The organism is Glutamicibacter sp. JL.03c, from assembly GCF_025854375.1.
Lineage (GTDB): Bacteria > Actinomycetota > Actinomycetes > Actinomycetales > Micrococcaceae > Glutamicibacter.
The window spans coordinates 846360-868384 of record NZ_CP107575.1 but is presented as its reverse complement, the minus strand read 5'-3'; the positions used below and the strand labels follow the sequence as shown (position 1 = coordinate 868384).

The following is a 22025-nucleotide window of genomic DNA, read 5'->3' as shown; positions in this document are numbered from 1 at the left end:
GTCGGTTCAATGCGCACATCCGAATGGCCGTTTCTGGACGTGATATTGATTCTGAAGCACTAGCTTCACCTGACAAAGCGCCTCGCTACCGGTAGCGTATTGCCCGTGACTGATATGCATAATGACCCACAGGCTCTAGCAGCACAGGCTGCACAGGTAATCGCCGAGCAGACCAACGTTGAAAAACACGATATCGCGCTAGTGCTGGGCTCCGGATGGGGCCAGGCCGCCGAACTGATCGGCGAAACCACCCACACCCTGGATGCCACCACCATCCCCGGCTTCCTTGCCCCGGCCGTGCCCGGCCACAAGGGCAGCATTTCCTCGATCCTGACCTCCACCGGCAAGCGCGTTCTGGTGCTCGGCGCCCGCACCCACTACTACGAGGGCCGTGGCGTGCGCTCAGTGGTCCACCCCATCCGCACCGCAGCGGCCACCGGGTGCCAGACCCTGGTGCTGACCAACGGCTGCGGCGGCTTGAACGAGGACTGGGCCCCAGGCACCCCGGTGATGATCTCGGATCACATCAACCTCACAGCCGCTTCCCCGCTGGAAGGCGCTACCTTCGTAGACCTGACCGACCTGTATTCCTCGCGCATTCGCGGCATTGCCCGCGAAGTGGACTCCAGCCTCGATGACGGCGTCTACGCCCAGTTCACCGGTCCGCACTACGAAACCCCGGCCGAGGTCCAGTACGCCAAGAGGATCGGCGCCGACCTGGTGGGCATGTCCACCGCTCTGGAAGCCATTGCCGCACGCCACGCAGGCATGGAGATCTTCGGCATGTCCCTGGTGACCAACCTGGCCGCAGGCATCAGCCCGGTTCCGCTGAGCCACGAAGAAGTGATCGAAGCCGGCCAGGCCGCTGGCCCGCGCATTTCCAAGCTGCTCGCGCAAATTATCGCCAAGCTCTAGGCCGCAGCGCAGTACCGGGAATCAACGGCGTTCTTCTCAGAGGGAAAACAGTGAATCACACGCAAAAGATCCAGCTCCTTGATGCAGCTGGCAAATGGGCGGCCCAGGATCCAGACCAGGAAACCCAGGCCGAATTGCAACGGCTCATCGAGCGGGTCACCGAAGGCGACGCACAGGCCTTTGACGATATCGCCGACCGCTTCAGCGGCGTGCTGGAATTCGGCACCGCGGGCCTGCGCGCCGAGCTCGGCGCCGGGCCGATGCGCATGAACCGCGTTGTGGTCATGCGCACCGCGGCGGGCATCGCCCGTTTCCTCGCCCAGAAAGCCGCCGGCCAGTACACCCCCAAGGTCGTCATCGGCTTCGATGCCCGATTCAACTCGGATGTCTTCGCCGAAGACTCCGCAGGGATTTTTGCGGCCGCCGGCTTCGAGGTGCTGCTGATGCCTTCGCCACTGCCCACCCCGGTACTGGCCTGGGCCGTCCGCGAATTCTCGGCCGAGGCCGGAGTCATGGTCACCGCCAGCCACAACCCGCCCCGCGATAACGGGTACAAGGTCTACGTCGGCGGACGCATCACCGACGAGTCGGGACGGGGCGCGCAGATCGTCTCCCCCATCGATGCTGACATCGCTGCCCTCATCGACCACCAGCAACCGGTCGCCCAAATCCAGCGGGCCGTCGAAGGCTGGGACGTGCTGCCAGCACCCGGTGCCCCAGGCGATATCGAGGCCGCCTACCTGGCAGCCATCAGCCCGGTGATCCCCGGGGCACAGAACCAGGAGGCCGCCCGCAAGAACCTGCGTATTGTCGTCTCGGCCATGCACGGCGTCGGCGGGCACACCATGAAGCAGGCATTGCTCAACGCCGGATTCACCGACGTCCACATGGTTGCCGAGCAGGAACAGCCGGATCCGCTGTTCCCTACCGTGAAATTCCCCAACCCGGAAGAGCCGGGAGCCATCGACTTGTCGCTGGCCCTGGCACGCACGGTGGACGCTGACCTGGTCATCGCCAATGACCCGGACGCTGACCGCTGTGCCGCCGCCATCCTCGATGGCGGAACATGGCGGATGCTGCGCGGCGACGAAGTGGGATGGCTTCTGGGCGACCAGATTTCCAAGAACCTGCCCGAAGGCAAGAAGCTGGCCAATTCGATCGTCTCCTCCCGCATGCTGGCTGCCATTGCCAAGGAAGCCGGACGAGAGCACGAGGAAACCTTGACCGGTTTCAAGTGGATCTCCCGTGTCGAGGATCTGGGCTTCGGCTACGAAGAGGCTCTAGGGTACTGTGTTGCCCCGGATCTGGTCCGAGATAAGGACGGGATTTCCGCCGGCATCGTCCTGGCTGACCTCGCCTCGCAGCTGAAAGCCGAGTCAGGGTCCTTGGCAGGCCGTCTCGATGAGCTGGCCGCCAAGCACGGGGTGCATGTCACCGACCAGCTGTCGCTGCGCTTCACCGATTTGGCCCAGATTCCAGTGCTGATGGACAAGTTCCGCCATCGCGCCCCCGAGACGCTGGGCGGTTCCGAGGTTTCCGAGGTCACCGACCTGTCCGCGGGAACCGAAAAGCTCCCGGCCACCAACGCGATCATCCTGCACACCTTCTCCGGTGCGCGAGTGATCATTCGCCCGTCCGGCACGGAGCCAAAACTCAAATGCTATCTGGAAACCATTGAACCGGTCGACGGCCTGGATGGGGTCCGGGCAGCTCGCGAGCGAGCCACCGAACAGGTGCAAGCCATCAAGAAGGAATTGGCAGCCTACCTGAATGCCAACTAGGCTTGCCCTTTCGAGACATTCATTTGAACTGCTTGAGATCTTAACTGTTAGAGGAAAAGATGACTGAACTTACCGCCCGCGAGATCGCTGGCTACATTGACCACACCTTGCTGGCTCCAAATGCTTCGCGGGAGCAGATTGTCCAGATCTGCGATGAGGCCAAGAAGTACGAATTCAAGTCGGTCTGCGTCAACCCGCTGTGGGTCTCCACCGTGGCTCGCGAGCTCGAAGGCTCCGAGGTCTTGACCTGCTCGGTAATCGGATTCCCTCTGGGCACCTCGGCCACCGACACCAAGGTCTTCGAAACCAAGCACGCGGTGGCTGACGGCGCCAATGAAATCGATATGGTCATCGATATTGCCGCGGCCTTGCGCGGAGACCGCGATGCCCTGGTCAATGAGATCTTTGCCATTGCCCAGGCAGCCCATGAAGGCGGAGCGATCCTGAAGGTCATCATCGAGACCTGCCTGCTCACCGAAGATGCCAAGGTCCTGGCCTGTGAGGCGGCGAAGGCTGCCGGCGCTGATTTCGTGAAGACCTCCACCGGATTCTCCACGGGAGGAGCCACCGTTGAAGATGTGGCATTGATGCGCCAGACGGTCGGACCGGAAATGGGTGTCAAGGCCTCCGGCGGCGTCCGCAGCGTTGAAACCGCTCGTGCCATGATCGCTGCTGGTGCTACCCGGCTGGGATCCAGCTCAGGAGTTGCTATCCTAGAGGGAGAGCAAAGCGGTTCCAGCTACTAGGACATCGCACCTATCAGTTTCCTCAAGGAGAAAAAGTGTACTCGAACGGCAAGAACACTGCCCATTCCGGTGAAGGCCGCCTTGTCGGCAACCTCATCAATTTTGTGATCTTCTTCGTGATGTTCGCAGCCGGCATCTACACCCTGGGCTACTGGGAACTGGACAATGCCTGGTGGCCAACCCTGGTGGGCTTCGCTCTGATGTTCCTGGCCTTTGCCATTCCGATGCACCTGATGGGCCGCTCGGAAAAGTCCGAGGACCTGGTTGCAGCCAGCGCTGCAAGCCAGAAGTAGCTTTTAGGCCTCTTGCGAAAGGCTGCCGGGCCCGCTGGGCCCGGCGGCCTTTCCTGTTTAACCGCCTAAACTGGGCCCATGAGCAAGACGTGGGAACAACGGGTGGAAACCTACTGGAATACGACTGCGGGGAAAAGCGCGGAACAGCTTCGTGAAGAGCTCGGGGAGCTGCTCCAAGGCCGTGACCCCGCGGATCCGCGGGTGCTCTTTGAAATTGCTTCGCTGCATGACTTCCTCGGCGAAGAAGAACAGGCGGTTCTGCCTTATCAGCGGGCCTTGCAGGCCGGCCTAAGCGGTCAGAAACAGGAAGAAGCGCTCATCCAGCTGGCAAGCACCCTGCGCAATCTGGGACAGCCCAGGCGGGCCATGGCCTTGCTGGAACCGATTCAGCCGTCCTCGGTTCTGCATGCAGATGCCCAGGGGTTTTTGGCTTTGGCCCTGCTGGATGCCGGCCGCAGCGCCGAAGCGCTGCGCACAGCCATCACCGCGCTGGCGCCGCACGCCCGGCTCTATGGCCGGGCACTGGCTGCCTACGCCCAGGACCTTGACATCCCGGGCGCAGCACAGCGCTAGCGTCCGAAACAACTAGGCAGTTGCCGGGGCCGGGGTCGGCTCAAAGATCGCGTAGAGCAGCTTTTCAGCCCATTCGAGGATCTCTTCATCCGCCAAGTCACGGCCGCCAATCGGCGAGGTCTTGGGCTTGGGCAGGAATATCGAATTCAGTGCCGGCTTGTTCGCGGCCCCCGGGTAGAGGCGTTCCAGGCGCACCTGGCGTGATGCCGGAAGGTCCTCGATCTTCGCAGGCGACAACTTGATATTGTTGCCGATCTGCTGGATATCGTGCAGCCCCACGGCGCGGGCGCGGATACGCAACGCGGCAACCCGCATGAGATTCTCCACCGGCTGCGGCAGCTTGCCGTAGCGATCCACAAGCTCTTCGCGTACTTCGGCGAGCGCCTCGTTCGTTTCCGCCGAGGCAATATTGCGGTAGGCCTCCAGGCGCAGCCGCTCGCCGGGGACATAATCATGTGGCAGATGGGCGTTGACCGGCAGGTCGATTTTCATCTCGGTGGCCTCTTCTTCACCTTCGCCCTTGTAGTCGGCCACGGCTTCGCCCACGAGGCGCAGATAGAGGTCGAAGCCCACGCCGGCAATGTGGCCAGACTGTTCGCCGCCGAGCAAGTTGCCCGCCCCGCGCAGTTCCAGGTCCTTCATCGCCAGCTGGTAGCCCGAGCCCAATTCGTTGTGCGCGGCGACGGCCTTCAGACGTTCCAGGGCAACCTCGCCCAACGGCTTTTCCACATCCCACAAGAAGTAGGCGTAGGCACGTTCGCGCCCGCGGCCTACACGCCCACGCAGCTGATGCAGCTGGGACAGGCCATAGTTGTTGGCCCGGTCCACAATCAGCGTATTGGCATTGGAAATATCCAGACCAGTTTCGATGATCGTCGTGGAGACCAGAACGTCAAACTTCTTTTCCCAGAAATCCTGGATAATCCGCTCCAGCCGTGATTCGCTCATCTTGCCGTGCGCGACTTCCACGCGAGCTTCCGGAACGAGTTCACGTAATTCCGCGGCCACACGCTCAATGGAGCTGACGCGGTTGTGCACAAAGAACACCTGCCCGTCGCGCATGAGCTCGCGCTTGATGGCTGCGGAGATCTGCTTGTCGCTGCGCGGGCCCACATAGGTGAGCACCGGGTGGCGTTCTTCTGGCGGTGTTGCCAGGGTGGAGGTTTCGCGAATGCCGGTCAATGACATTTCCAAGGTACGCGGAATCGGGGTGGCGCTCATGGCCAGCACGTCCACGTTGGTGCGCATCTTCTTGAGCTCTTCCTTGTGCTCCACACCGAAGCGCTGTTCCTCGTCGATAATGACCAGGCCAAGATTCTTGAACTCGACATTCTTGGAAAGAAGGCGGTGGGTGCCGATGACGATATCCACGCTGCCGTCCTTCAGCCCGGCCAGGATTTCCTTTGATTCCTTGGCGGTCTGGAAACGCGACAGGGTTTTCACGCGCACCGGGAAGCCGGAGTAGCGCTCGGTGAAGGTCTGGTAGTGCTGGGAAGCCAGCAAGGTGGTGGGCACCAGCACGGCCACCTGCCGCGAATCCTGCACGGCCTTGAAGGCAGCGCGCACGGCGATTTCGGTCTTGCCGAAGCCCACGTCGCCGGAAATCAACCGGTCCATCGGGATTTCCTTCTCCATATCGGACTTCACCTCATTGATCGCGGTGAGCTGATCTGGAGTTTCAATGAACGCGAAGGCTTCTTCCAGCTCGTTCTGCCACGGGGTGTCCTGGCCGAAGGCGTGGCCGCGGCTGGCCATGCGTGCCGAGTACAGCTTGATCAGATCCCCTGCGATTTCCTTGACCGCTTTTCGGGCCTTGGATTTGGTGCTGGCCCAATCCGAGCCGCCCATCTTGGACAGGGTGGGGGCTTCGCCGCCCACGTACCGCGTGACCATATGCAACTGATCCATCGGGACGAAGAGCCGGTCCCCCGGCGCTCCGCGCTTGGAGGAAGCGTATTCCACCACAAGGTATTCGCGCTTGGCGTCTTTGCCTGAGCCGTTGACCTTGCGGGCCATCAGCTCCACGAATTTGCCGATGCCGTGCTGCTCGTGGACGATGAAGTCCCCTGCCTGCAGGCTCAGCGGATCAACCGCGTTGCGCTTGCGCTTCACCGTGAGCTTGCGGCCCTTGCGGTTGGGGTACGCGCTGGAGCGGCCCAGCAGGTCGGCTTCGGTGAGCAAGCCGAGCTTGAGGCCTTCAAAGACGAAACCTCGCCCGGCGGTGGCCTGGGTGATTTCGATCAGCCCCGGCGTTGGCGCCTGGTCCATGTTGTCGACGCGATGCGCGGGGATGCTGAATTCCGCGAAGAGTTCAGAGAGTCGCTGGGCCGGACCAGGACCTTCGGTGGCGACGACAAAACGCCATTGGTCCTTGACTCGTCCGGCGATGAATTCCATCATCGCTTCGATATCGCCCTGATAGCCGTGGGGTTCTCGGGCCGGGATGCGGATAGTCGAAGCGCCAAGATCCAGTTCTTCATCCGCGCCCATGGCGGTCAGCGCCCACCAGGAGACCTTGGCCGCCTTGGCATGTTCCAGGGTTTCGGCCAATGAGGCGAAGTCGCCGGTGGCGAGCTTGCGCTCGGAGGTGGCGGTGTTCAGATCCAGCGGAGCAGTGGCGCCGTCGGAGGCCGAGGCCCAGGCAGCGGCCAGGAACTCGGCGTTGGTAGCGTTCAGATCCTGGGCACGGGCGCGCACGCGTTCAGGCTCCATTACCAGGGCTATGGAGGACTCCGGCAACAGCGAGAGCAGGGGAACCATCTTGTCGACCAGCAATGGCGCAAGAGACTCCATGCCTTCCACTGCGATGCCGCCAGCAATTTTGGTGAGCATTTCCTGGGCTGCGGGGAAATGGTTTTTCAGGTTTGCCGCGCGGCTCATGACCTGCGGGGTGATCAGCATTTCACGGCAGGGGGTAGCAATGATTTTCCGCGGTCCGGCGTCATCGGTGGAGCGCTGATCGGCGATGGCGAAGTAGCGCATGGAATCGATCTGATCCCCGAAGAAATCAATGCGGACGGGATGGTCGAGCGTCGGTGGGAACACGTCGATGATGCCACCGCGCACAGCGAATTCGCCGCGATGGGTGACCATGTCAACGCGGGCGTAGGCCGCGGCGGCCAGATCCCTGATGACTTGGTCGAAGCCTGGTTCGGCATCCAGTTCCAGGGACACGGGACGCAATTCGCCCAGACCGTCCACCAGTGGTTGGAGCACGGCGCGGATCGGTGCGATGACGACGCTGAGGCTGTCATCACGCTGGTGGAGCCGGCGCAAGACTTCGAGCCGGCGGCCGACGGTATCGCTGCGGGGCGAGAGGCGTTCATGCGGAAGGGTTTCCCATGAAGGGAACTCGGCAATCCGCTCTGCTGGCAGGTAAGCGCTCAGCGAGCTGGACACCTCTTCCGCCTCGCGTCCGGTGGCGGTGACGATCATCGTCACTCCGTCATTCTTGCTCTCATCCAGGGCCTGGCTGATATGAGCGGAGAGGATTGCGCGCATGCCCTGCGGGGCCGCGATTTCCAGTTCTTCGCTTCTGGTGGAGAAGCTATTGGCTGCACTCGTGCGGATGCGGCGGAAGGCTGGCTCCTCGCGCAGGAAGTCATGAAGTCCGTTAAGGCTCATGGGGATTTCGGATCCTCTCGTGCAGGCGCTAGGTGCAGTGTGCCCAGTGGTATTACGGGGCGAAACGACACCACGAACACCGACCGCAAATGTTTTCCGCGGCCGGCTCAACGCCAATATGTTGTTTTAAGTGCAGTCCTAGCCTACCTAATACATCCCACCGGATAGTGTTAATACTGTCCATCCCCGGGCCGGCTCCTTTTGCTTGCCCGTCCAGCCAAATTTCCAGATTGGGATCAGCTTTCATGGCATTGAATGCAAGCACTCAGATCAGCCACCCTGCCCAGCAGGTCATCGCCACCCTGAGCGATCGTGGCTTCGCCGAGCATCTGACCAAAGTCGCCAACGGCACTTTGAATGAATTCACCGTAGATGGCGATGTCGCTGGTGCTTTCACCTTGACCACGGTCCGCGCGGTTCCTACCGACCGGGTGCCAGATATCGCCCGCAAGTTCGTGGGCGCTTCCATCGAGATTACCCAGGTGGAGAAGTGGAGCGCGCCTGATGCTGACGGCAGCCGTTCTGCGTCGGTGCAGATCACCGTCGGCGGTGTTCCAGTCACCGTCAGCGGCACCGAACAGCTGACCGGCCAGGGCGAGGTCTCCGAGCTCGCTGTGGACGCCAAGGTCTCTTCCTCGATTCCTTTCATCGGTGGCAAGCTGGCGTCGGCGGCTGAGCCATACATTGGCAAGGCGCTGAATCTGCAGGCTGCTCAGGTCAACGATTGGCTCTCGAAGTAGATCTGCCAGTCCTCACGATTTGAACTTCCTCAATCCCCGGATGCGCGTTTTCCGCAATACATCCGGGGATTTGTAGTCCCCAGCACTGATCGCGATAGGGTGGAATCAGGTGTGCCGGGAAGTCTGGTCGGCGAGAAATATTCATTTAACGAATTAAGCGAGTTGAACGCATGAGCCAAACTCCGACTTCGGGTTCCGGCAGGAACCTGTTTTCACGCCCAAGCTACAAGGAATCAGTGCGCATCGGAGATATCCTGCGCAAGGAAACCGTCGGTGGCATGGTCCTCATCGCCGGCGCATTGCTAGCTTTGGTCTGGGCCAACACTCCCCTGCGGGACTCATACTTCACGCTGCGTGATTTCCACTTCGGCCCGACGCTCTTTGGCGTTGATCTGAACCTGTCCATCGGCCATTGGGCCGCTGACGCACTGCTCGCAGTGTTCTTCTTCCTCACCGGTCTAGAGCTGAAGAAGGAGTTTGTCATTGGCGATCTGCGCAATGTCAAAACCGCTGCGGTTCCGGTGGCGGCGGCCTTTGGCGGCGTGCTGGTCCCGGCGTTGATCTTCATGGCCATTGCAGCCGGTTCCGGCGGTGGCGCGGAACTCCTACGTGGCTGGGCCATCCCCACGGCCACCGACATCGCCTTCGCAGTGGCCGTGCTCGCGGTGATCGGCTCCGCCCTCCCCGCTGCCCTGCGCATCTTCCTGCTCACACTAGCAGTGGTCGATGACCTGATTGCCATTGTCATCATTGCGGTGGCCTTCACCGATGAACTCAAACTGTCGTACTTGGGACTGTCCCTGATCCCGATCATCCTGTTTACGGTTCTGGCCCGCTACCTTGGCAAATTCTTCGCCAAGAACGCTTGGGCTGCCTGGGTGATCTTGTTGCCACTGGGCATCATCACCTGGATCTTCGTCTTCGGATCCGGCATCCACGCCACCATCGCCGGAGTGGTCCTGGGCTTCTGCGTCCCGGTCAAGCGCACCGATGGACGGGAGGGCGCCGGATTGGCAGAACAGTTCGAGCACCGTTTCCGTCCGCTCTCCTCAGGTTTCTGCATCCCGATCTTCGCCTTCTTCGCCGCCGGTGTCACGGTGGTTTCCTCGGAGTCCGGTGGCGGCAGCGTCCTTGCCGACCCGGTCTTCTGGGGCATCGTTGCGGGCCTGGTGCTTGGAAAGCCAATTGGCATCATGGGATTCACCTGGTTGCTGACCAAGTTCACCAAGGCCTCATTGGACAAGGACGCGCGATGGGGCGATCTGCTGGGCGTGACGCTGCTTGCCGGCATTGGTTTCACGGTGTCTTTGCTGGTTTCTGAATTGTCCTTCGGCTTGGAGTCCCCGCACTATGAGCATGCCAAGGTGGCCATCCTCAGCGGCTCCTTCATCGCAGCCATCCTGGGTGCCCTGTGGCTGGTTCCCCGCAATCGCCGCTATAAGATGCTCGACGAGCGCGAGACGCGCGATGAGAACAAGGACGGCATTCCTGACGTGTATCAGCAGGATGAGAACAACAGCTAGGCAGCGACCGAGCTAGTAGCTATTAAAGACTCTGGCGCCTGGCCTCCATTGTGGAGGCCAGGCGCCAGAGTCTTCGGCTGTCGCCTACTTGTTAGCACCGAGCATTGCAGCTTCAGCGGCGACCCAAGCCAGCATCGCGCACTTGACGCGTGCAGGGAACTTGGAGACGCCGACAAAGGCGGCTGCGTCTTCCAGGACCTCTTCATCTGGCTCGAACGCACCCTTGGAACGCATCATTTCGCGGAAAATCTCCAGCTTGTCCAAGAACTCGTCCTTGGTCATCTCTGGGAGCATTTCGCTCAGGACCGACGCCGAGGCCATGGAGATGGAACAGCCATCGCCTTCCCAGCTCATGGCTTCGAAATGATCATCGTCATTCAACTCGACGCGGACGCGGATCTGGTCACCGCAAATAGGGTTGTGCTGGTGCGATTCACCATGCAGGAAACCCTCGGTGAGGTCTGCCAGCGGTGAGCCGATGCGTCGCTTGGAGTGGTCCAGAATGACCTGTTGGTATAGCTGATCTAATTCGTTCACTTAGACTCCAAAGTATTCACGCACGGAACCCAGGGCTTCGAGAAGCGCCTTGATGTCGTCTTCCGTGTTGTACAGGTAGGTGCTTGCTCGGGTGGTGGCAGTGACTCCCAAGGCACGGTGCAGTGGCTGGGCACAGTGGTGTCCCACGCGCACGGCGATGCCTCGCGAATCGAGGTACTGGCCCACATCGTGCGGGTGCACTCCAATGACTTCAAATGGCACGGTGCCGATACGGCGGGCCTCGCTCGGGCCGAAGACGCGCACGCCTTCAATCTGGGACAAGCCTTCGTAGAGCATTGCGCCGAGGTGTTCTTCCCACTGCGCGATGCGGTCCATGCCAATTTCCTGCAGGTAGCTGACTGCAGTGGCCAGGCCATGGGTCTGGGCGATGCGCTGGGTCCCGGCCTCAAAGCGCTGCGGCGCTGGCAGGAATTCTGCGTGTTCCATATCAACGACGGTGATCATTGATCCGCCGGTGAGGAATGGCGGCATGGCGTTGAGCAGTTCTTCACGGCCGTAGAGGGCGCCGATGCCGGTTGGACCGAGCATCTTGTGGCCGGAGAAGGCCATGAAATCAATGTCGAGCGCCTTGACGTCTACGGGCAGGTGAGGCACCGACTGGCAGCCGTCGAGCACAGTCAAGGCGCCAACCTTGCGCGCGGCGTCGACAAAGCGCCGGGTGTCGGTGATCGTGCCGAGCACGTTGGATACGTGGGTGAACGCTACCAGCTTGGTTTTCTCGGTGACCAGTTCATCCAGCAGGTCATAGCGCAGTGCGCCATCTTCGCCCACTGGCACATAGCGCAAGGTGGCGCCGGTACGGAAGGCAAGTTCCTGCCAAGGGATCAGGTTTGCGTGGTGCTCGATTTCGGTGGTGAGGATTTCATCGCCTGGTCCAATGCGGAAACGTTCGGCGGCTTCGCCGCCACGTCCCAAGGAGGCATTGGACATCGAGTAGCTGATCAGGTTCAGCGCTTCGGTGGCATTCGAAGTCCATACCAATTCGTTGGTGCGCGCACCGATGAATTTGGCGACGGTCTCGCGGGCCTCTTCATAAATCTCGGTGGCTTCGACGGCCAAAGTGTGAGCGCCACGGTGCACGGCGGCGTTGGCGTTCTCATAGAAGTGCTGTTCCGCTTCGTAAACGCAACGCGGTTTCTGGCTGGTGGCGCCTGAGTCCAAGTACACGACGTCGGTACCGTTGACTTGGTGCTCCAGGATCTCGAAATCTGCTTTGATACGCTGAACCTCTACGGCACTGAGCGATACCTGGGCATCTGGCTGACCGGTCATCGTCTGCACGTGGTCCTCCGAATAATTGTCATGGGTTGCCTTGTCACCACGGCGATCTAGCGACAATGATGGAATAGGCAAGGTGTACATTGGGTAATTATTCCACTCCGCGCCAAGATACACATCTAAGTTGGGCCTTAGTAAGTAACACCTCAAACGGTGCCTATTTAACGGTCCAAGGACCGCGGAGAGCCGGCTGTGCCGTCCCGCGATCCTTGACAACTCATTCTTCCCGCGTTGCCTGGCAACGATTCAAGAATCAGCTGGTATGAAATTTGGCTTGCGCTACTTCGAGGCCTGAACTGATCAGCAGCTCGACTGCATCAGCACAGTTGTCAATCAAGAACGGAAGATCCTGCTTCTCGGTCTTGGAGAAATCCTGCAAGACCCACTTCGCGGTATCCATGCGTCCCGGCGGGCGTCCAACGCCAGCGCGAACACGCAGATAATCTTTGGATCCCATCGCCTTGGAGATATCCCGCAGGCCATTATGGCCGCTTTCTCCCCCGCCGCGCTTGAGCTTGATGGTGTCGAAGGGAATATCAATCTCATCGTGCACCACGATCAGATGCTCAACGTCGATTCCGTAGAACTTGGCAGCATTAGCTACCGGGCCACCGGAAAGGTTCATGAACACCATCGGCTTGGCCAGCACGATCCGCGGACCGCCGATGCCCAGACGTCCTTCAACAACTTGCGCGCGTGACGAGTGGGTTTTGAATTTCGAGCCGATCCGAAGGGCCAGCTCATCGAGCACCATCTGCCCGATATTGTGTCTATTGCCAGCGTAGCCGGACCCGGGATTCCCGAGTCCGGCTACGAGCCAAGTTCCATCACTCATGATGCTTAGCTAAAACCTAGGTCGCTGGAATTAAGCAGCGATGATCAGGTCCAGGTGATCAACGGTGCGGTGCAGCGCGTGGATCTGGATGTCCTTGATGGTGGTCTTGACGGTCTTGCCTTCGACGTTCAGCACCAGCTCAACACCGCGGTCGCGAACGGCCAGCGAGGTTTCGCGGGCTGGAAGCAGTACGTGCTGTGGCTCGGAGCCTGCACCGTAAACAACTGCTGGGATCTGGCCGTCGCGGCGAGCCTGGCGGGCAGCGCCCTTGCCGAAATCGCTGCGTACTACGGCGTCAAGGTTGACGGATGCCATGATAATTCTCCTTAGGAAATGAATGCTTCGTTAAGGCCCTTGCGTGGACTCGGGAAGCATCCAACATCTAGGAGATGAAAGAGCTTGTCCGGCCTTGTCGATAACGGTCCCACCATTACTGGTGTTTCCCTCGCCTGGGCACAGTCACCAATTCTACCAGCTGCAATCACCAACGAGAAAACCTGTAATTGAAGACACTGCCGAGGAACCGGAGCTAGCGCGGCAGCTGGCTTCTTTCACCGAGGTATGGTGCATCTAAGCGACACCTTGAGGAGCAAGCCCATGCCATCGACCCAGCCTGCAATGTCCCCGTCTGGACTACCAGTCGAATCCGTGCTGGACCGCGCCTCTGGTCCGCGACGGGCCGAGGCCGAAGAACTGGTTGAAATTTTCCGGGGGATTTCGCATGCTGAACCGGTGGTATGGGCGGGGCGAATTCTCGGATTCGGAGAACTCGAATACCGTTACCAGTCCGGGCACGGGGGAATCGCTCCGCTCCTGGCATTTGCACCAGGTCCCAAGAACCACACCATCTACCTGGTTTCCGATTTCGCTGAGCGGTGGCCGGACCTTCTTGGCAAGCTAGGAAAACACCGCAGCAGCAAGGTTTGCCTTTACATAACCCGCCTCGCCAACGTTGATCGGACCGTATTGCGAGAGCTGCTCCAGCGAACGATGACGCTCACCCTCGAAGAATCTTCAGGTGGCGGCTAGGGGCACACAGGGCTTCGGCGTTGCGCCGGTTAAACGCCTCTGGCCGGCACCCGAAGGTGCCGGCCAGAGGCGTTGCGAAACGAGGGCTGCTAGGCGCGGCCGTCAAACAGGTTCGTGACCGAACCGTCGTGGAATACTTCCGAGATCGCGCGAGCGATAGTCGGTGCGATGGAGAGCACCGTCAGGTTCTCAAAACGCTTCTCTTCAGGGATTGGCAGGGTGTTGGTGACAACAACCTCGCGGGCACCGCAATCAGCCAAACGCTGGGCAGCTGGGTCCGAGAACACTGCGTGGGTCGCGGCGATGATGACATCCTTGGCGCCGGCTTCCTTCAGCACACGCACAGCGCCTGCGATGGTTCCACCAGTATCGATCATGTCGTCAATCAAGATCGCGGTGCGGCCCTCAACCTGGCCCACCACGGTCTTGGACTCGGCCTGGTTAGGCACGGTCAAGTCGCGGGACTTGTGCACGAAGGCCAGCGGAACGCCACCCAAACGGTCGGCCCACTGCTCGGCGACGCGAACACGCCCGGTGTCTGGGGAAACCACGGTGGCTTCGTTGACGTCGATATTGGCCTTGATGTAATCAGCCAGCAGCGGGAAGCCGAACAGGTGGTCGACCGGGCCGTCGAAGAAGCCCTGGATCTGCGCGGTGTGCAGATCGCAGGAGATCACGCGGTCTGCGCCGGCGGTCTTGAACAGGTCGGCAACCAGACGAGCCGAGATAGGCTCGCGGCCACGGCCCTTCTTGTCCTGGCGGGCATAAGGGTAGAACGGAGCCACCACAGTGATGCGGCGAGCCGAAGCGCGCTTCATCGAATCGATCATGATCAGCTGTTCCATCAGCCAGTTGTTCGTTGGCGCCGGGTAGGACTGCAGCAGGAAGACGTCCTTGCCGCGGACCGACTCGTCCGAGCGAACGTAGATCTCGCCGTTGGCGAAGTCATAGGCGTTCAGCGGCAGCAGTTCGGTGCCCAGTTCCTTGGCGACCTCGGCGGCTAGTTCCGGGTGTGCACGACCGCTGGCCAGCACCAGCTTTTTGTCGACGTTATGGCTGATTTCACTCATGGGGTTTGCTTTCTCGCTCGCTTCGCTATCACGTATGAGGTTGTTGTCGAGGAAATTAAGTCCGTGGCCGGATTACTCGGTGCCCGAGGAATTCAGAGAGGACTTGAATGCGGCGTCAGCCGAAGGGGTGCCCGGACGCTTTTCAAGCGTCCAGCCCTCGGTATTGCGCTGCGGGGCCACAGTCAGTGCCAGGGCACCGGCCGGGACGTTCTTGCGGACGATGGCGCCCGCACCAGTGTAGGCGCCATCCCCGATTTCAACTGGGGCGACAAATACGGTGTTGGAGCTGGTGCGAACATGCGAACCGATCTTGGTCCGATGCTTCTTTTCGCCGTCGTAGTTCGCGGTGATATTGCCACACCCGATATTGGTGAATTCACCGATTTCAGCATCTCCGGCGTAGCCGAGGTGCGAGAGCTTGGAGCCACGGCCGATCGTGACATTCTTGGTTTCGTAGAAGGCGCCGATCTTGCCGTCTGCGCCCAGCTCGGTTCCCGGACGCAGGTAGGCGAAAGGGCCCACCGAAGCGCCGGCGGAGATCCGCGAATCGGTGGCGTCGGTGCGCTTGACGGTGGCCCGCTGGCCGACAACAACATTGGTCAGCGTGGTGTCCGGGCCAACGGTGGCGTTATCGCCAATGATGGTGGTTCCGTGCAGCTGGGTTCCCGGCTTCAGGGTGGCGTCGCGGCCGATGATGACCTCTGCGTCGATCCAGGTGGTCGCAGGATCGATGATGGTCACGCCTTCACGCATCCAGAATTCGGCCTTGCGCTGGTTGTAGATGCGGGCCAGGTTGGAGACCTGGACGCGATCATTCGCGCCTTCAATCTGCCAGCGGTCGGCGATCTGCGACGAAGCCACACGGCCGCCGCGGGCACGGGCAATAGCCAGCACGTCGGTCAGGTACATTTCGCCCTGCGCGTTCTCGGTGGTGACTTCGGTCAGCGCCGAACGCAGCATCTTGGCGTCGAAAGCGTAGATTCCGGAGTTGATTTCCTTGATCAGCAGTTCTTCAGCCGAAGCGTCCTTCTGCTCCCGGATGCCTGCAACATCGCCGTTCTCATCGCGCAGGATGCGCCCGTAGCCGTTGGGGTCATCCAGCGAGGTGGTCAATACGGTGACCGAGTTGCGGTTGGCTTCGTGGGTGGCCACCAGGTCCTGCAGCACTTCGCTGGTGAGCAATGGCACATCGCCATAGGTCACCACGACGGTGCCTTCAAGGGCAGGGTCGATAGCTTCCAGGCCCTGCTGCACGGCGCGGCCGGTGCCTGGGATTTCGTCCTGGTCGGCGATGGTGATGGAGGGGAACTGGCTGACGATATGTTCGGCAACCAGGTCGCGCTGGTGGCGGACCACGGCCACCAGGTTCTTGGGCTGCAGCGCCGAAGCGGCATGAAGCGCATGGGCAATCATGGAGCGACCTGCGATTTCGTGCATGATCTTCGGCTTGGCCGACTTCATCCGGGTACCAGCCCCGGCGGCTAGGACGATGACAGCTACTGGTGCATTGGCCTGATCGCTCAAGTGCGTTCTCCTGCAGATTAGATTCAAGGTTTTGGGCAGAGAAGAAAACCCTTAGACAAGTCTAACGTGCACAGCGAGCAGGGCTGAACTGGCTAAAGAACAAAAGCGCCACTTGCGTGACGCTTTTTCCGTGGTTCCGCCCCTAGGATTCGAACCTAGAATACACAGCTCCAAAGGCTGGAGTGTTGCCATTACACCAGGGCGGAAAATGGCTTATGCGGGTTATCCCCACAAGCACGGTAATTATTCTGCCATGTTCGGCCCTTATGAGCGAAATCGCAAAACGCCATAACTGCCAAGAGGTCCTTCGTTCCGGGTGGAGCACTCTGATCCGCGCCGATTTGCACTCGGAACGTAAAATGGAAATCGTGGCTCATTTACTCGGGGGCGAAGCCCTACATTTGGAATATCCCACCCATACTGTCTTCGACTCGGTGACGATCGGCATTTCCGATGGAGACCGCATCGGACTGGTGGGACGCAACGGCGAAGGCAAATCCTCGTTGCTCGGCATGCTCTCGGGCAAGATCGAGCCCAACTCCGGACGCGTCACCTTGCGTAATGGGCTGCGGGTCGGCGTTTTGGACCAGTCCGACACCTTGGATCCGCAAGCCACCGTGCACTACAGCGTGGTGGGCGACATGGAAGACCATGAGTGGGCTGGCGAGGCCCGAATCCGCGACATCATTGCCGGTTTGGTCGCGGACCTCGACTGGGAAGCAACCGTAGGCACCCTCTCGGGCGGACAGCGCCGCCGCGTCGCCCTGGCCGCGCTGCTGGTTCAGGACTGGGATGTCATCATCCTGGACGAGCCCACCAACCACTTGGATGTGGAAGGCATCTCGTGGCTGGCCGGGCATATCAATAACCGCTGGTCCAAGAATTCCGGCGGCCTGATGGTCGTCACCCACGACCGCTGGTTCCTCGACGCCGTATGCACCACCACCTGGGAGGTGCACGACCGGCTCGTTGAGCCTTTTGAAGGCGGTTACGCCGCCTATGTCCTGCAGCGCGTGGAACGTGACCGCATTGCCGCGGTGACCGAAAACAAGCGCCAGAATATGATGAAGAAGGAACTGGCGTGGCTTCGCCGCGGTGCCCCGGCCCGTACGTCCAAGCCGAAGTTCCGCATCGAAGCGGCCAATCAGCTGATCGCTGATGTGCCGCCGGCGCGTAATCCGCTGGAACTGCAGAAGATGGCCACCAGCCGTTTGGGCAAGGACGTCATCGACCTGCTGGATACCGAAGTATCCTTCGGCGCCAAGCAGGTGCTCAAGCCCTTCACCTGGCGCATCGGTCCAGGCGAGCGCACGGGTCTGCTCGGTGCCAATGGCGCCGGTAAGTCCACCCTGCTGGGCCTGATTGCCGGAACCGTGGAGCCCACCGGCGGCAAGATCAAGCGCGGCCAGACCGTGAAGCTGGCCGTGCTTGACCAGCAGTTCCGCGAGCTGGAGAAGATCGGCCAGGACAAGGTCCGCGAAGTCCTCGCCCGCTACCGCACCACCTTCAACGTGGATGGCAAGGACCTGACCCCGGCACAGCTGCTGGAACGCCTGGGCTTCTCTTCGGCGCACCTGTCCACCAAGGTCGCTGAGCTCTCCGGTGGCCAGCGTCGCCGCCTGCAGCTGCTGATGATCTTGATGGATGAACCGAATGTCATGATCCTCGATGAGCCCACCAACGATGTCGATACCGACATGTTGGCAGCTTTGGAGGACCTGCTGGATTCGTGGCCGGGCACGCTGATCGTGGTCTCCCACGACCGCTACCTGCTCGAACGCGTCACCGACCAGCAGTACGCCATCCTCGGCGGGACATTCCGCCACGTCCCAGGTGGCGTGGATGAATACCTCAAGCTGCGTGCCGCGGAAGGTTCCACCGGTGGTTCCAACCCTTCGCAGTCGCAGGGCGGATCGACTCCGGCCAAGCCTTCTGGCCCGTCGGGTGCCGAACTGCGCGCGGCGCAAAAAGAGCTGAACGCCAACGAGCGCAAGGTGTCGCAGCTCAACGAGAAGATCGCCAAGGTCCATGCCAAAATGGCCGATCACGACCAGAGCGACTACGAGGGCTTGGGCAAGTTCACCGCGGAAATCGATGAATACCAAACCCAGATCGATGAGCTCGAAGAGCGTTGGCTGGAACTGACTGAAATGCTTGAGTAATCATTTCTAGCCTCACCGTGTAGTTGTTGGCCCGGAACCAGATGGTTCCGGGCCAGCGTCGTATTCTGCCTCCGGTGCCACTGATTCGAGGGCTGCGTGGCAGACTCGGATCATGGGAATTGTTAGCCTGACCGGGCGCCTTATATGCTCCAGCCAATCAGAAGCAGATAGCGTGAATCAGCTCCTGCCTGTCCACGTGCAGCTCACGACGGCAGAAGCTGGCTGCCTCTCGTTCCACGTGACTCCCACCGAGGATCCTTGGATTTGGAATGTCGCCGAAGAATTCACCGATCCGTCAGCCTTCGAAGCGCATCAGGTGCGGGTCCGCGATAGCGCGTGGGGCCAAGGAACCGCGGGCATCAAGCGCGAATATCGCGTAGAGGGGCTGTAAAAAACCTAAACCCGTATATCCCAGTCGGGACGCGCTTCAGCATAATGCCGACCATGCTAACCAAAAAGTAGATCGGTACGACATCCTAAAATCAGAAATTCGATGAGTCGAGAAGAATTCTAGATGTACTCATAGATGACGCCGCCCAAGCAACTAATCGCGCCGAACCAGCCGAGACGGCGGATAATGAACTTCACTGCATTTTTAGGCGTTGCAAGTTCCTGTACAAGGGCTTCAAGTGTGGTGGCTCCTTGTAACCCGAGCCCGAAACATGCCTTGATGAACCTTTTTACCTCTGACTTAGCGCTAGCTGGCTGGGCAAGGATCAAGTCTCCTGAACTCTGGTTCAGCGAACTGGTCGAGTACGCGGAACTGACTTCAGAAATAACTTCACCGTTGGAATTTAGAGCCACGATGCGCCCCGAATCGAAGTACCGCATGGCTTTTACGTTTTTCCCGAGAGGCGCCTTACCAGCAGCGACCCTTGATTCATTAATGGTCAACAGCATTGTTGGTGTCAGTTCTTCAGCCGCACCAGAGTCAGGAATATCCCCAGCGAGCTAGTCATACGCGCGCGTAGTTCTGGTTGGGCACTTCCCAAAATGTTCCGAATGCAAACTTACTCTCACGGAAGCATGATAAGCGCTGGAACCAAGAGCAGGCGAAACTGCTGACGGTTCAGTTGCCAATGCGCCGCTGGGGGCAGCAATCAAATAACGACCGACCAATGCTCCTGAACAAGGCACTGCAACGGTTTATTCAACACTAGGGATTTCTCCCAAATAGATCTGGAACACGAGTTGATAAGGTTTTACCTCTCATCTTCGTGGTGCCCAAGTTTTTCTTTTGCTCTCAAAAGGGAACGCTCAGAAATCACAGTGGCGAGCAGTAGTGTCATCGAGGCAAATATGCCTGGTACATATTTTGCGAAGCTGTCCTGTTGGACATCTGAAAGCAACCAAGACGTTAGGAAATACATTGCTGCGGCAAGAACAAAAGACCCTAAGAACGCGAACGCTCGTTTTTTCTTGTCGACGCCTTGCCAAATTGGCAGAGTACCGTCGGAATCGTCGCTGGAGAGTCCTAGATATTTCAGCATTTTCTCCCTCACTGATCGTGGATCTATGGCAAACCTTTGTTATACGTGCATGTTCGGTGGTTCAAACTTCACCACACGAACATCTCAAAGATTTTCTATATACACACTAATCAAAGCCTTTTAGATGAACAATCATACTTAAGTTGGAGGCCAACAGAACTAAATGATTGGCTGCGACCGGCCCTTTGCCATTCATCTCCATTTGGAACCCAGCCCTACGGACCTCGACGTGGAATACTCAAGTAGTGCTCGGACCAATTTGAATTTGGATCCGCTAATTTCCGTATCGATTGCTTAGCTTTGCCCGCATGAATGTTGGGAACGTGCCAACGTGGGGCTAAACATTGAAGTTGGGCCTAAGTTTCCAGACAGTAAGAATCTGCCAACGATTATCAGTCACATCCCAAGTCGAGCGCAGTTCAAAACGTATTCATTCACCCCGGCCCGACGAACGTGCTGTTCCGTCAACCATGGCTAATACTGATGCTGCCCGGTAGCCCGCTCCCCCCTATGGCTTGCCGGTGATCTTATCAGCGATGAGGGCCAGAGTTGACGACTCTTCCCGGCCCTTGAGCTCGCTTCGATCCGCCTGGCCGTAGGCGGCATAAAGCCCTTTAGTGGCCAGCCAGCGCAGCGGCTCGGGCTCCCATTTGCGCACCTCGTGATTGACCCATGGCAACCGGGTTAGGTCCGTCTCCTGCCCCAAGATCAAGTCGCGCAAGGTCCTGCCGGAAAGGTTGGTGGTGGCCACTCCGGTGCCGACGTACCCGCCGGCCCAGCCGATGCCGGTCTGCGGATCCAGACCCACAGTTGCCGCCCAGTCACGTGGCACACCGAGCACACCGGACCAGGCATGGGCAATTTTTGCCTGTTGTGTTTGCGGGAACATCCGGTACAGGATTTCTTGAAGCCCGGTGATGGTGCTCTGCGGTGTCTGTCCATCCATGTCGGTGCGCGAACCATATTTGTAGGGCACTCCTCGACCGCCAATGGCAATCCGGTCATCGGCGGTGCGCTGAGCGTACATGTACACGTGGGCGTAGTCCCCCAGCACTTCGCCGGCGCTCCAATTCAATTCTTCCCAGACGGATTCAGGCAATGGTTCGGTGACGATCATCGAAGAGTTCATGGGCAGCCACAATCTCTTGTGTCCGGCCAGCTGTGCTGTGAATCCTTCGGTGGCGCGGACGATATATGTCGTATTGACCGTTCCGCCATCCAACTCGAGTTGCCGAGGACGGATTGCCTTGACCCGCGTATCTTCATAGATTTTCACGCCAAGGCGTTCTACAGCCTCGGCGAGTCCGCGCACGAGTTTTGCTGGATGAACTCTCGCGGCGTGCGGATGCCACAGGGCCGCGCGGGTCCCGGCGACGTTGATCTTGCTTAATGCCTCGGCTGATTCCAAGAGCTTGGTTCCGGTGTGTTCCCAGGACTTGTTCACCTCGGCATGGGCGCGCAGGCGCTGTTCCTGTGCCGGCGTGTAGGCGACTTCGAATTCTCCGCCACGAAGAATATCGGCATCGATGGATTCGGCTGCACAAACGTTGATGACTTCATCTACGGTGCGGTTCATGGCCAGCTGGAAATCGTTGATCTGCTGGACCGAATGCGTTTTGAGGTAGTGGTCCGCGCCTGCGGTGATGGTGTTGGTCAGCCACCCGCCATTGCGCCCGGAGGCTCCGTAGCCAACGTGGCGGGCTTCGAGAATCGCGATATCCAGGTCCGGATTGGCCTTGGCCAGGTAGTAGGCGGTCCACAGGCCGGTGAACCCGGCTCCGACGATAGCGACATCCACGGTGCTGTGCCCGCGAAGTTTCGGCCTGGGCTCTGGGACGCCGATTTGTTCCCACCAATGCGATACCTGGCCATTGAGCATGCGTG

The 22025-nt window shown here is 59.8% G+C and carries 20 protein-coding genes and 1 tRNA gene; 10 read left to right on the top strand and 11 right to left on the bottom strand.

Annotation, left to right across the window (positions count from 1 at the left end; genetic code table 11):
* The first annotated feature begins 114 nt into the window (after positions 1-114).
* The 5 genes from OF385_RS03995 (at position 115) to OF385_RS03975 (ending at position 4308) form a co-directional block, all read left to right on the top strand.
* On the top strand, positions 115-915 hold the full coding sequence (locus OF385_RS03995) for a purine-nucleoside phosphorylase (RefSeq protein WP_264277851.1): 801 nt from the start codon (positions 115-117) through the stop codon (positions 913-915).
* Positions 916-965: 50 nt separating this feature from the next.
* On the top strand, positions 966-2696 hold the full coding sequence (locus OF385_RS03990) for a phospho-sugar mutase (protein ID WP_264277088.1): 1731 nt from the start codon (positions 966-968) through the stop codon (positions 2694-2696).
* Positions 2697-2755: 59 nt separating this feature from the next.
* Complete coding sequence (gene deoC / locus OF385_RS03985) at positions 2756-3442, top strand: deoxyribose-phosphate aldolase (protein ID WP_264277087.1); 687 nt, start codon at positions 2756-2758, stop codon at positions 3440-3442.
* Between the two features lie 35 nt (positions 3443-3477).
* Positions 3478-3735, top strand: coding sequence for a hypothetical protein (locus OF385_RS03980; protein WP_264277086.1), 258 nt, complete (start codon positions 3478-3480; stop codon positions 3733-3735).
* 78 nt (positions 3736-3813) lie between these two features.
* On the top strand, positions 3814-4308 hold the full coding sequence (locus OF385_RS03975; RefSeq protein ID WP_264277085.1) for a tetratricopeptide repeat protein: 495 nt from the start codon (positions 3814-3816) through the stop codon (positions 4306-4308).
* Between the two features lie 12 nt (positions 4309-4320).
* On the opposite strand, the gene mfd is transcribed toward OF385_RS03975, so the two are convergent.
* Complete coding sequence (gene mfd, locus OF385_RS03970) at positions 4321-7932, bottom strand: transcription-repair coupling factor (RefSeq protein ID WP_264277084.1); 3612 nt, start codon at positions 7930-7932, stop codon at positions 4321-4323.
* 245 nt (positions 7933-8177) lie between these two features.
* Here mfd and OF385_RS03965 point away from each other — a divergent pair, with 245 nt between their 5' ends.
* A complete protein-coding gene (locus tag OF385_RS03965; protein ID WP_264277083.1) occupies positions 8178-8672 on the top strand; it encodes a DUF2505 domain-containing protein in 495 nt (164 codons plus the stop codon).
* A gap of 170 nt (positions 8673-8842) precedes the next feature.
* Complete coding sequence (gene nhaA / locus OF385_RS03960; RefSeq protein ID WP_264277082.1) at positions 8843-10195, top strand: Na+/H+ antiporter NhaA; 1353 nt, start codon at positions 8843-8845, stop codon at positions 10193-10195.
* An 84-nt stretch (positions 10196-10279) separates the two neighbouring features.
* On the opposite strand, the gene sufU is transcribed toward nhaA, so the two are convergent.
* The 4 genes from sufU to OF385_RS03940 all read right to left on the bottom strand — a co-directional run bounded on the left by sufU (position 10280) and on the right by OF385_RS03940 (position 13181).
* The gene (gene sufU, locus OF385_RS03955; RefSeq protein WP_264277081.1) at positions 10280-10732 is read right to left on the bottom strand and encodes a Fe-S cluster assembly sulfur transfer protein SufU; all 453 of its coding nucleotides are present in this window, start codon (positions 10730-10732) and stop codon (positions 10280-10282) included.
* Entirely contained in the window at positions 10733-12025 is a 1293-nt protein-coding gene (locus tag OF385_RS03950) for an aminotransferase class V-fold PLP-dependent enzyme (RefSeq protein ID WP_264277850.1), read from the bottom strand.
* A gap of 259 nt (positions 12026-12284) precedes the next feature.
* Positions 12285-12866 carry an aminoacyl-tRNA hydrolase gene (pth, locus tag OF385_RS03945; RefSeq protein ID WP_264277080.1) on the bottom strand — a complete coding sequence of 194 codons (582 nt, stop codon included), beginning with the start codon at positions 12864-12866 and terminating at the stop codon, positions 12285-12287.
* A 30-nt stretch (positions 12867-12896) separates the two neighbouring features.
* Positions 12897-13181 carry a 50S ribosomal protein L25 gene (locus tag OF385_RS03940; RefSeq protein WP_264277079.1) on the bottom strand — a complete coding sequence of 95 codons (285 nt, stop codon included), beginning with the start codon at positions 13179-13181 and terminating at the stop codon, positions 12897-12899.
* Between the two features lie 282 nt (positions 13182-13463).
* Here OF385_RS03940 and OF385_RS03935 point away from each other — a divergent pair, with 282 nt between their 5' ends.
* Positions 13464-13895 carry a DUF1801 domain-containing protein gene (locus OF385_RS03935; protein WP_264277078.1) on the top strand — a complete coding sequence of 144 codons (432 nt, stop codon included), beginning with the start codon at positions 13464-13466 and terminating at the stop codon, positions 13893-13895.
* Between the two features lie 89 nt (positions 13896-13984).
* Here OF385_RS03935 and OF385_RS03930 read toward each other — a convergent pair whose 3' ends face one another.
* The 3 genes from OF385_RS03930 to OF385_RS03920 all read right to left on the bottom strand — a co-directional run bounded on the left by OF385_RS03930 (position 13985) and on the right by OF385_RS03920 (position 16695).
* The gene (locus OF385_RS03930) at positions 13985-14965 is read right to left on the bottom strand and encodes a ribose-phosphate diphosphokinase (RefSeq protein ID WP_264277077.1); all 981 of its coding nucleotides are present in this window, start codon (positions 14963-14965) and stop codon (positions 13985-13987) included.
* Positions 14966-15037: 72 nt separating this feature from the next.
* On the bottom strand, positions 15038-16489 hold the full coding sequence (gene glmU / locus OF385_RS03925) for a bifunctional UDP-N-acetylglucosamine diphosphorylase/glucosamine-1-phosphate N-acetyltransferase GlmU (protein ID WP_264277076.1): 1452 nt from the start codon (positions 16487-16489) through the stop codon (positions 15038-15040).
* 131 nt (positions 16490-16620) lie between these two features.
* A tRNA-Gln gene (locus OF385_RS03920) sits at positions 16621-16695 on the bottom strand.
* Positions 16696-16857: 162 nt separating this feature from the next.
* Here OF385_RS03920 and OF385_RS03915 point away from each other — a divergent pair.
* Both OF385_RS03915 and OF385_RS03910 read left to right on the top strand, forming a co-directional pair.
* On the top strand, positions 16858-18651 hold the full coding sequence (locus OF385_RS03915) for an ABC-F family ATP-binding cassette domain-containing protein (RefSeq protein ID WP_264277075.1): 1794 nt from the start codon (positions 16858-16860) through the stop codon (positions 18649-18651).
* Between the two features lie 172 nt (positions 18652-18823).
* A complete protein-coding gene (locus tag OF385_RS03910; RefSeq protein WP_264277074.1) occupies positions 18824-19042 on the top strand; it encodes a putative quinol monooxygenase in 219 nt (72 codons plus the stop codon).
* A 119-nt stretch (positions 19043-19161) separates the two neighbouring features.
* Here the strand turns inward: OF385_RS03910 and OF385_RS03905 are convergent, their stop codons facing one another.
* From OF385_RS03905 to OF385_RS03895, 3 genes are all read right to left on the bottom strand, one after another.
* Positions 19162-19551: a hypothetical protein gene (locus OF385_RS03905; protein WP_264277073.1), complete on the bottom strand. Its 390-nt coding sequence runs from the start codon at positions 19549-19551 to the stop codon at positions 19162-19164.
* Positions 19552-19853: 302 nt separating this feature from the next.
* Positions 19854-20141: a hypothetical protein gene (locus tag OF385_RS03900; protein WP_264277072.1), complete on the bottom strand. Its 288-nt coding sequence runs from the start codon at positions 20139-20141 to the stop codon at positions 19854-19856.
* Between the two features lie 508 nt (positions 20142-20649).
* A complete protein-coding gene (locus tag OF385_RS03895; RefSeq protein ID WP_264277071.1) occupies positions 20650-22020 on the bottom strand; it encodes an NAD(P)/FAD-dependent oxidoreductase in 1371 nt (456 codons plus the stop codon).
* Between the last annotated feature and the right edge of the window lie 5 nt (positions 22021-22025).

What these genes read in the sequence shown, in the direction of transcription:
- OF385_RS03995 (WP_264277851.1), top strand. Translation starts at nt 115, where the DNA reads ATGCATAATGACCCACAGGCTCTAGCAGCACAGGCTGCACAGGTAATC.
- deoC (WP_264277087.1), top strand. Translation starts at nt 2,756, where the DNA reads ATGACTGAACTTACCGCCCGCGAGATCGCTGGCTACATTGACCACACC.
- OF385_RS03975 (WP_264277085.1), top strand. Translation starts at nt 3,814, where the DNA reads ATGAGCAAGACGTGGGAACAACGGGTGGAAACCTACTGGAATACGACT.
- mfd (WP_264277084.1), bottom strand. Translation starts at nt 7,932, where the DNA reads ATGAGCCTTAACGGACTTCATGACTTCCTGCGCGAGGAGCCAGCCTTC.
- OF385_RS03965 (WP_264277083.1), top strand. Translation starts at nt 8,178, where the DNA reads ATGGCATTGAATGCAAGCACTCAGATCAGCCACCCTGCCCAGCAGGTC.
- nhaA (WP_264277082.1), top strand. Translation starts at nt 8,843, where the DNA reads ATGAGCCAAACTCCGACTTCGGGTTCCGGCAGGAACCTGTTTTCACGC.
- OF385_RS03950 (WP_264277850.1), bottom strand. Translation starts at nt 12,025, where the DNA reads ATGACCGGTCAGCCAGATGCCCAGGTATCGCTCAGTGCCGTAGAGGTT.
- pth (WP_264277080.1), bottom strand. Translation starts at nt 12,866, where the DNA reads ATGAGTGATGGAACTTGGCTCGTAGCCGGACTCGGGAATCCCGGGTCC.
- OF385_RS03940 (WP_264277079.1), bottom strand. Translation starts at nt 13,181, where the DNA reads ATGGCATCCGTCAACCTTGACGCCGTAGTACGCAGCGATTTCGGCAAG.
- OF385_RS03935 (WP_264277078.1), top strand. Translation starts at nt 13,464, where the DNA reads ATGCCATCGACCCAGCCTGCAATGTCCCCGTCTGGACTACCAGTCGAA.
- OF385_RS03930 (WP_264277077.1), bottom strand. Translation starts at nt 14,965, where the DNA reads ATGAGTGAAATCAGCCATAACGTCGACAAAAAGCTGGTGCTGGCCAGC.
- OF385_RS03905 (WP_264277073.1), bottom strand. Translation starts at nt 19,551, where the DNA reads ATGCTGTTGACCATTAATGAATCAAGGGTCGCTGCTGGTAAGGCGCCT.
- OF385_RS03900 (WP_264277072.1), bottom strand. Translation starts at nt 20,141, where the DNA reads ATGCTGAAATATCTAGGACTCTCCAGCGACGATTCCGACGGTACTCTG.
- OF385_RS03895 (WP_264277071.1), bottom strand. Translation starts at nt 22,020, where the DNA reads ATGCTCAATGGCCAGGTATCGCATTGGTGGGAACAAATCGGCGTCCCA.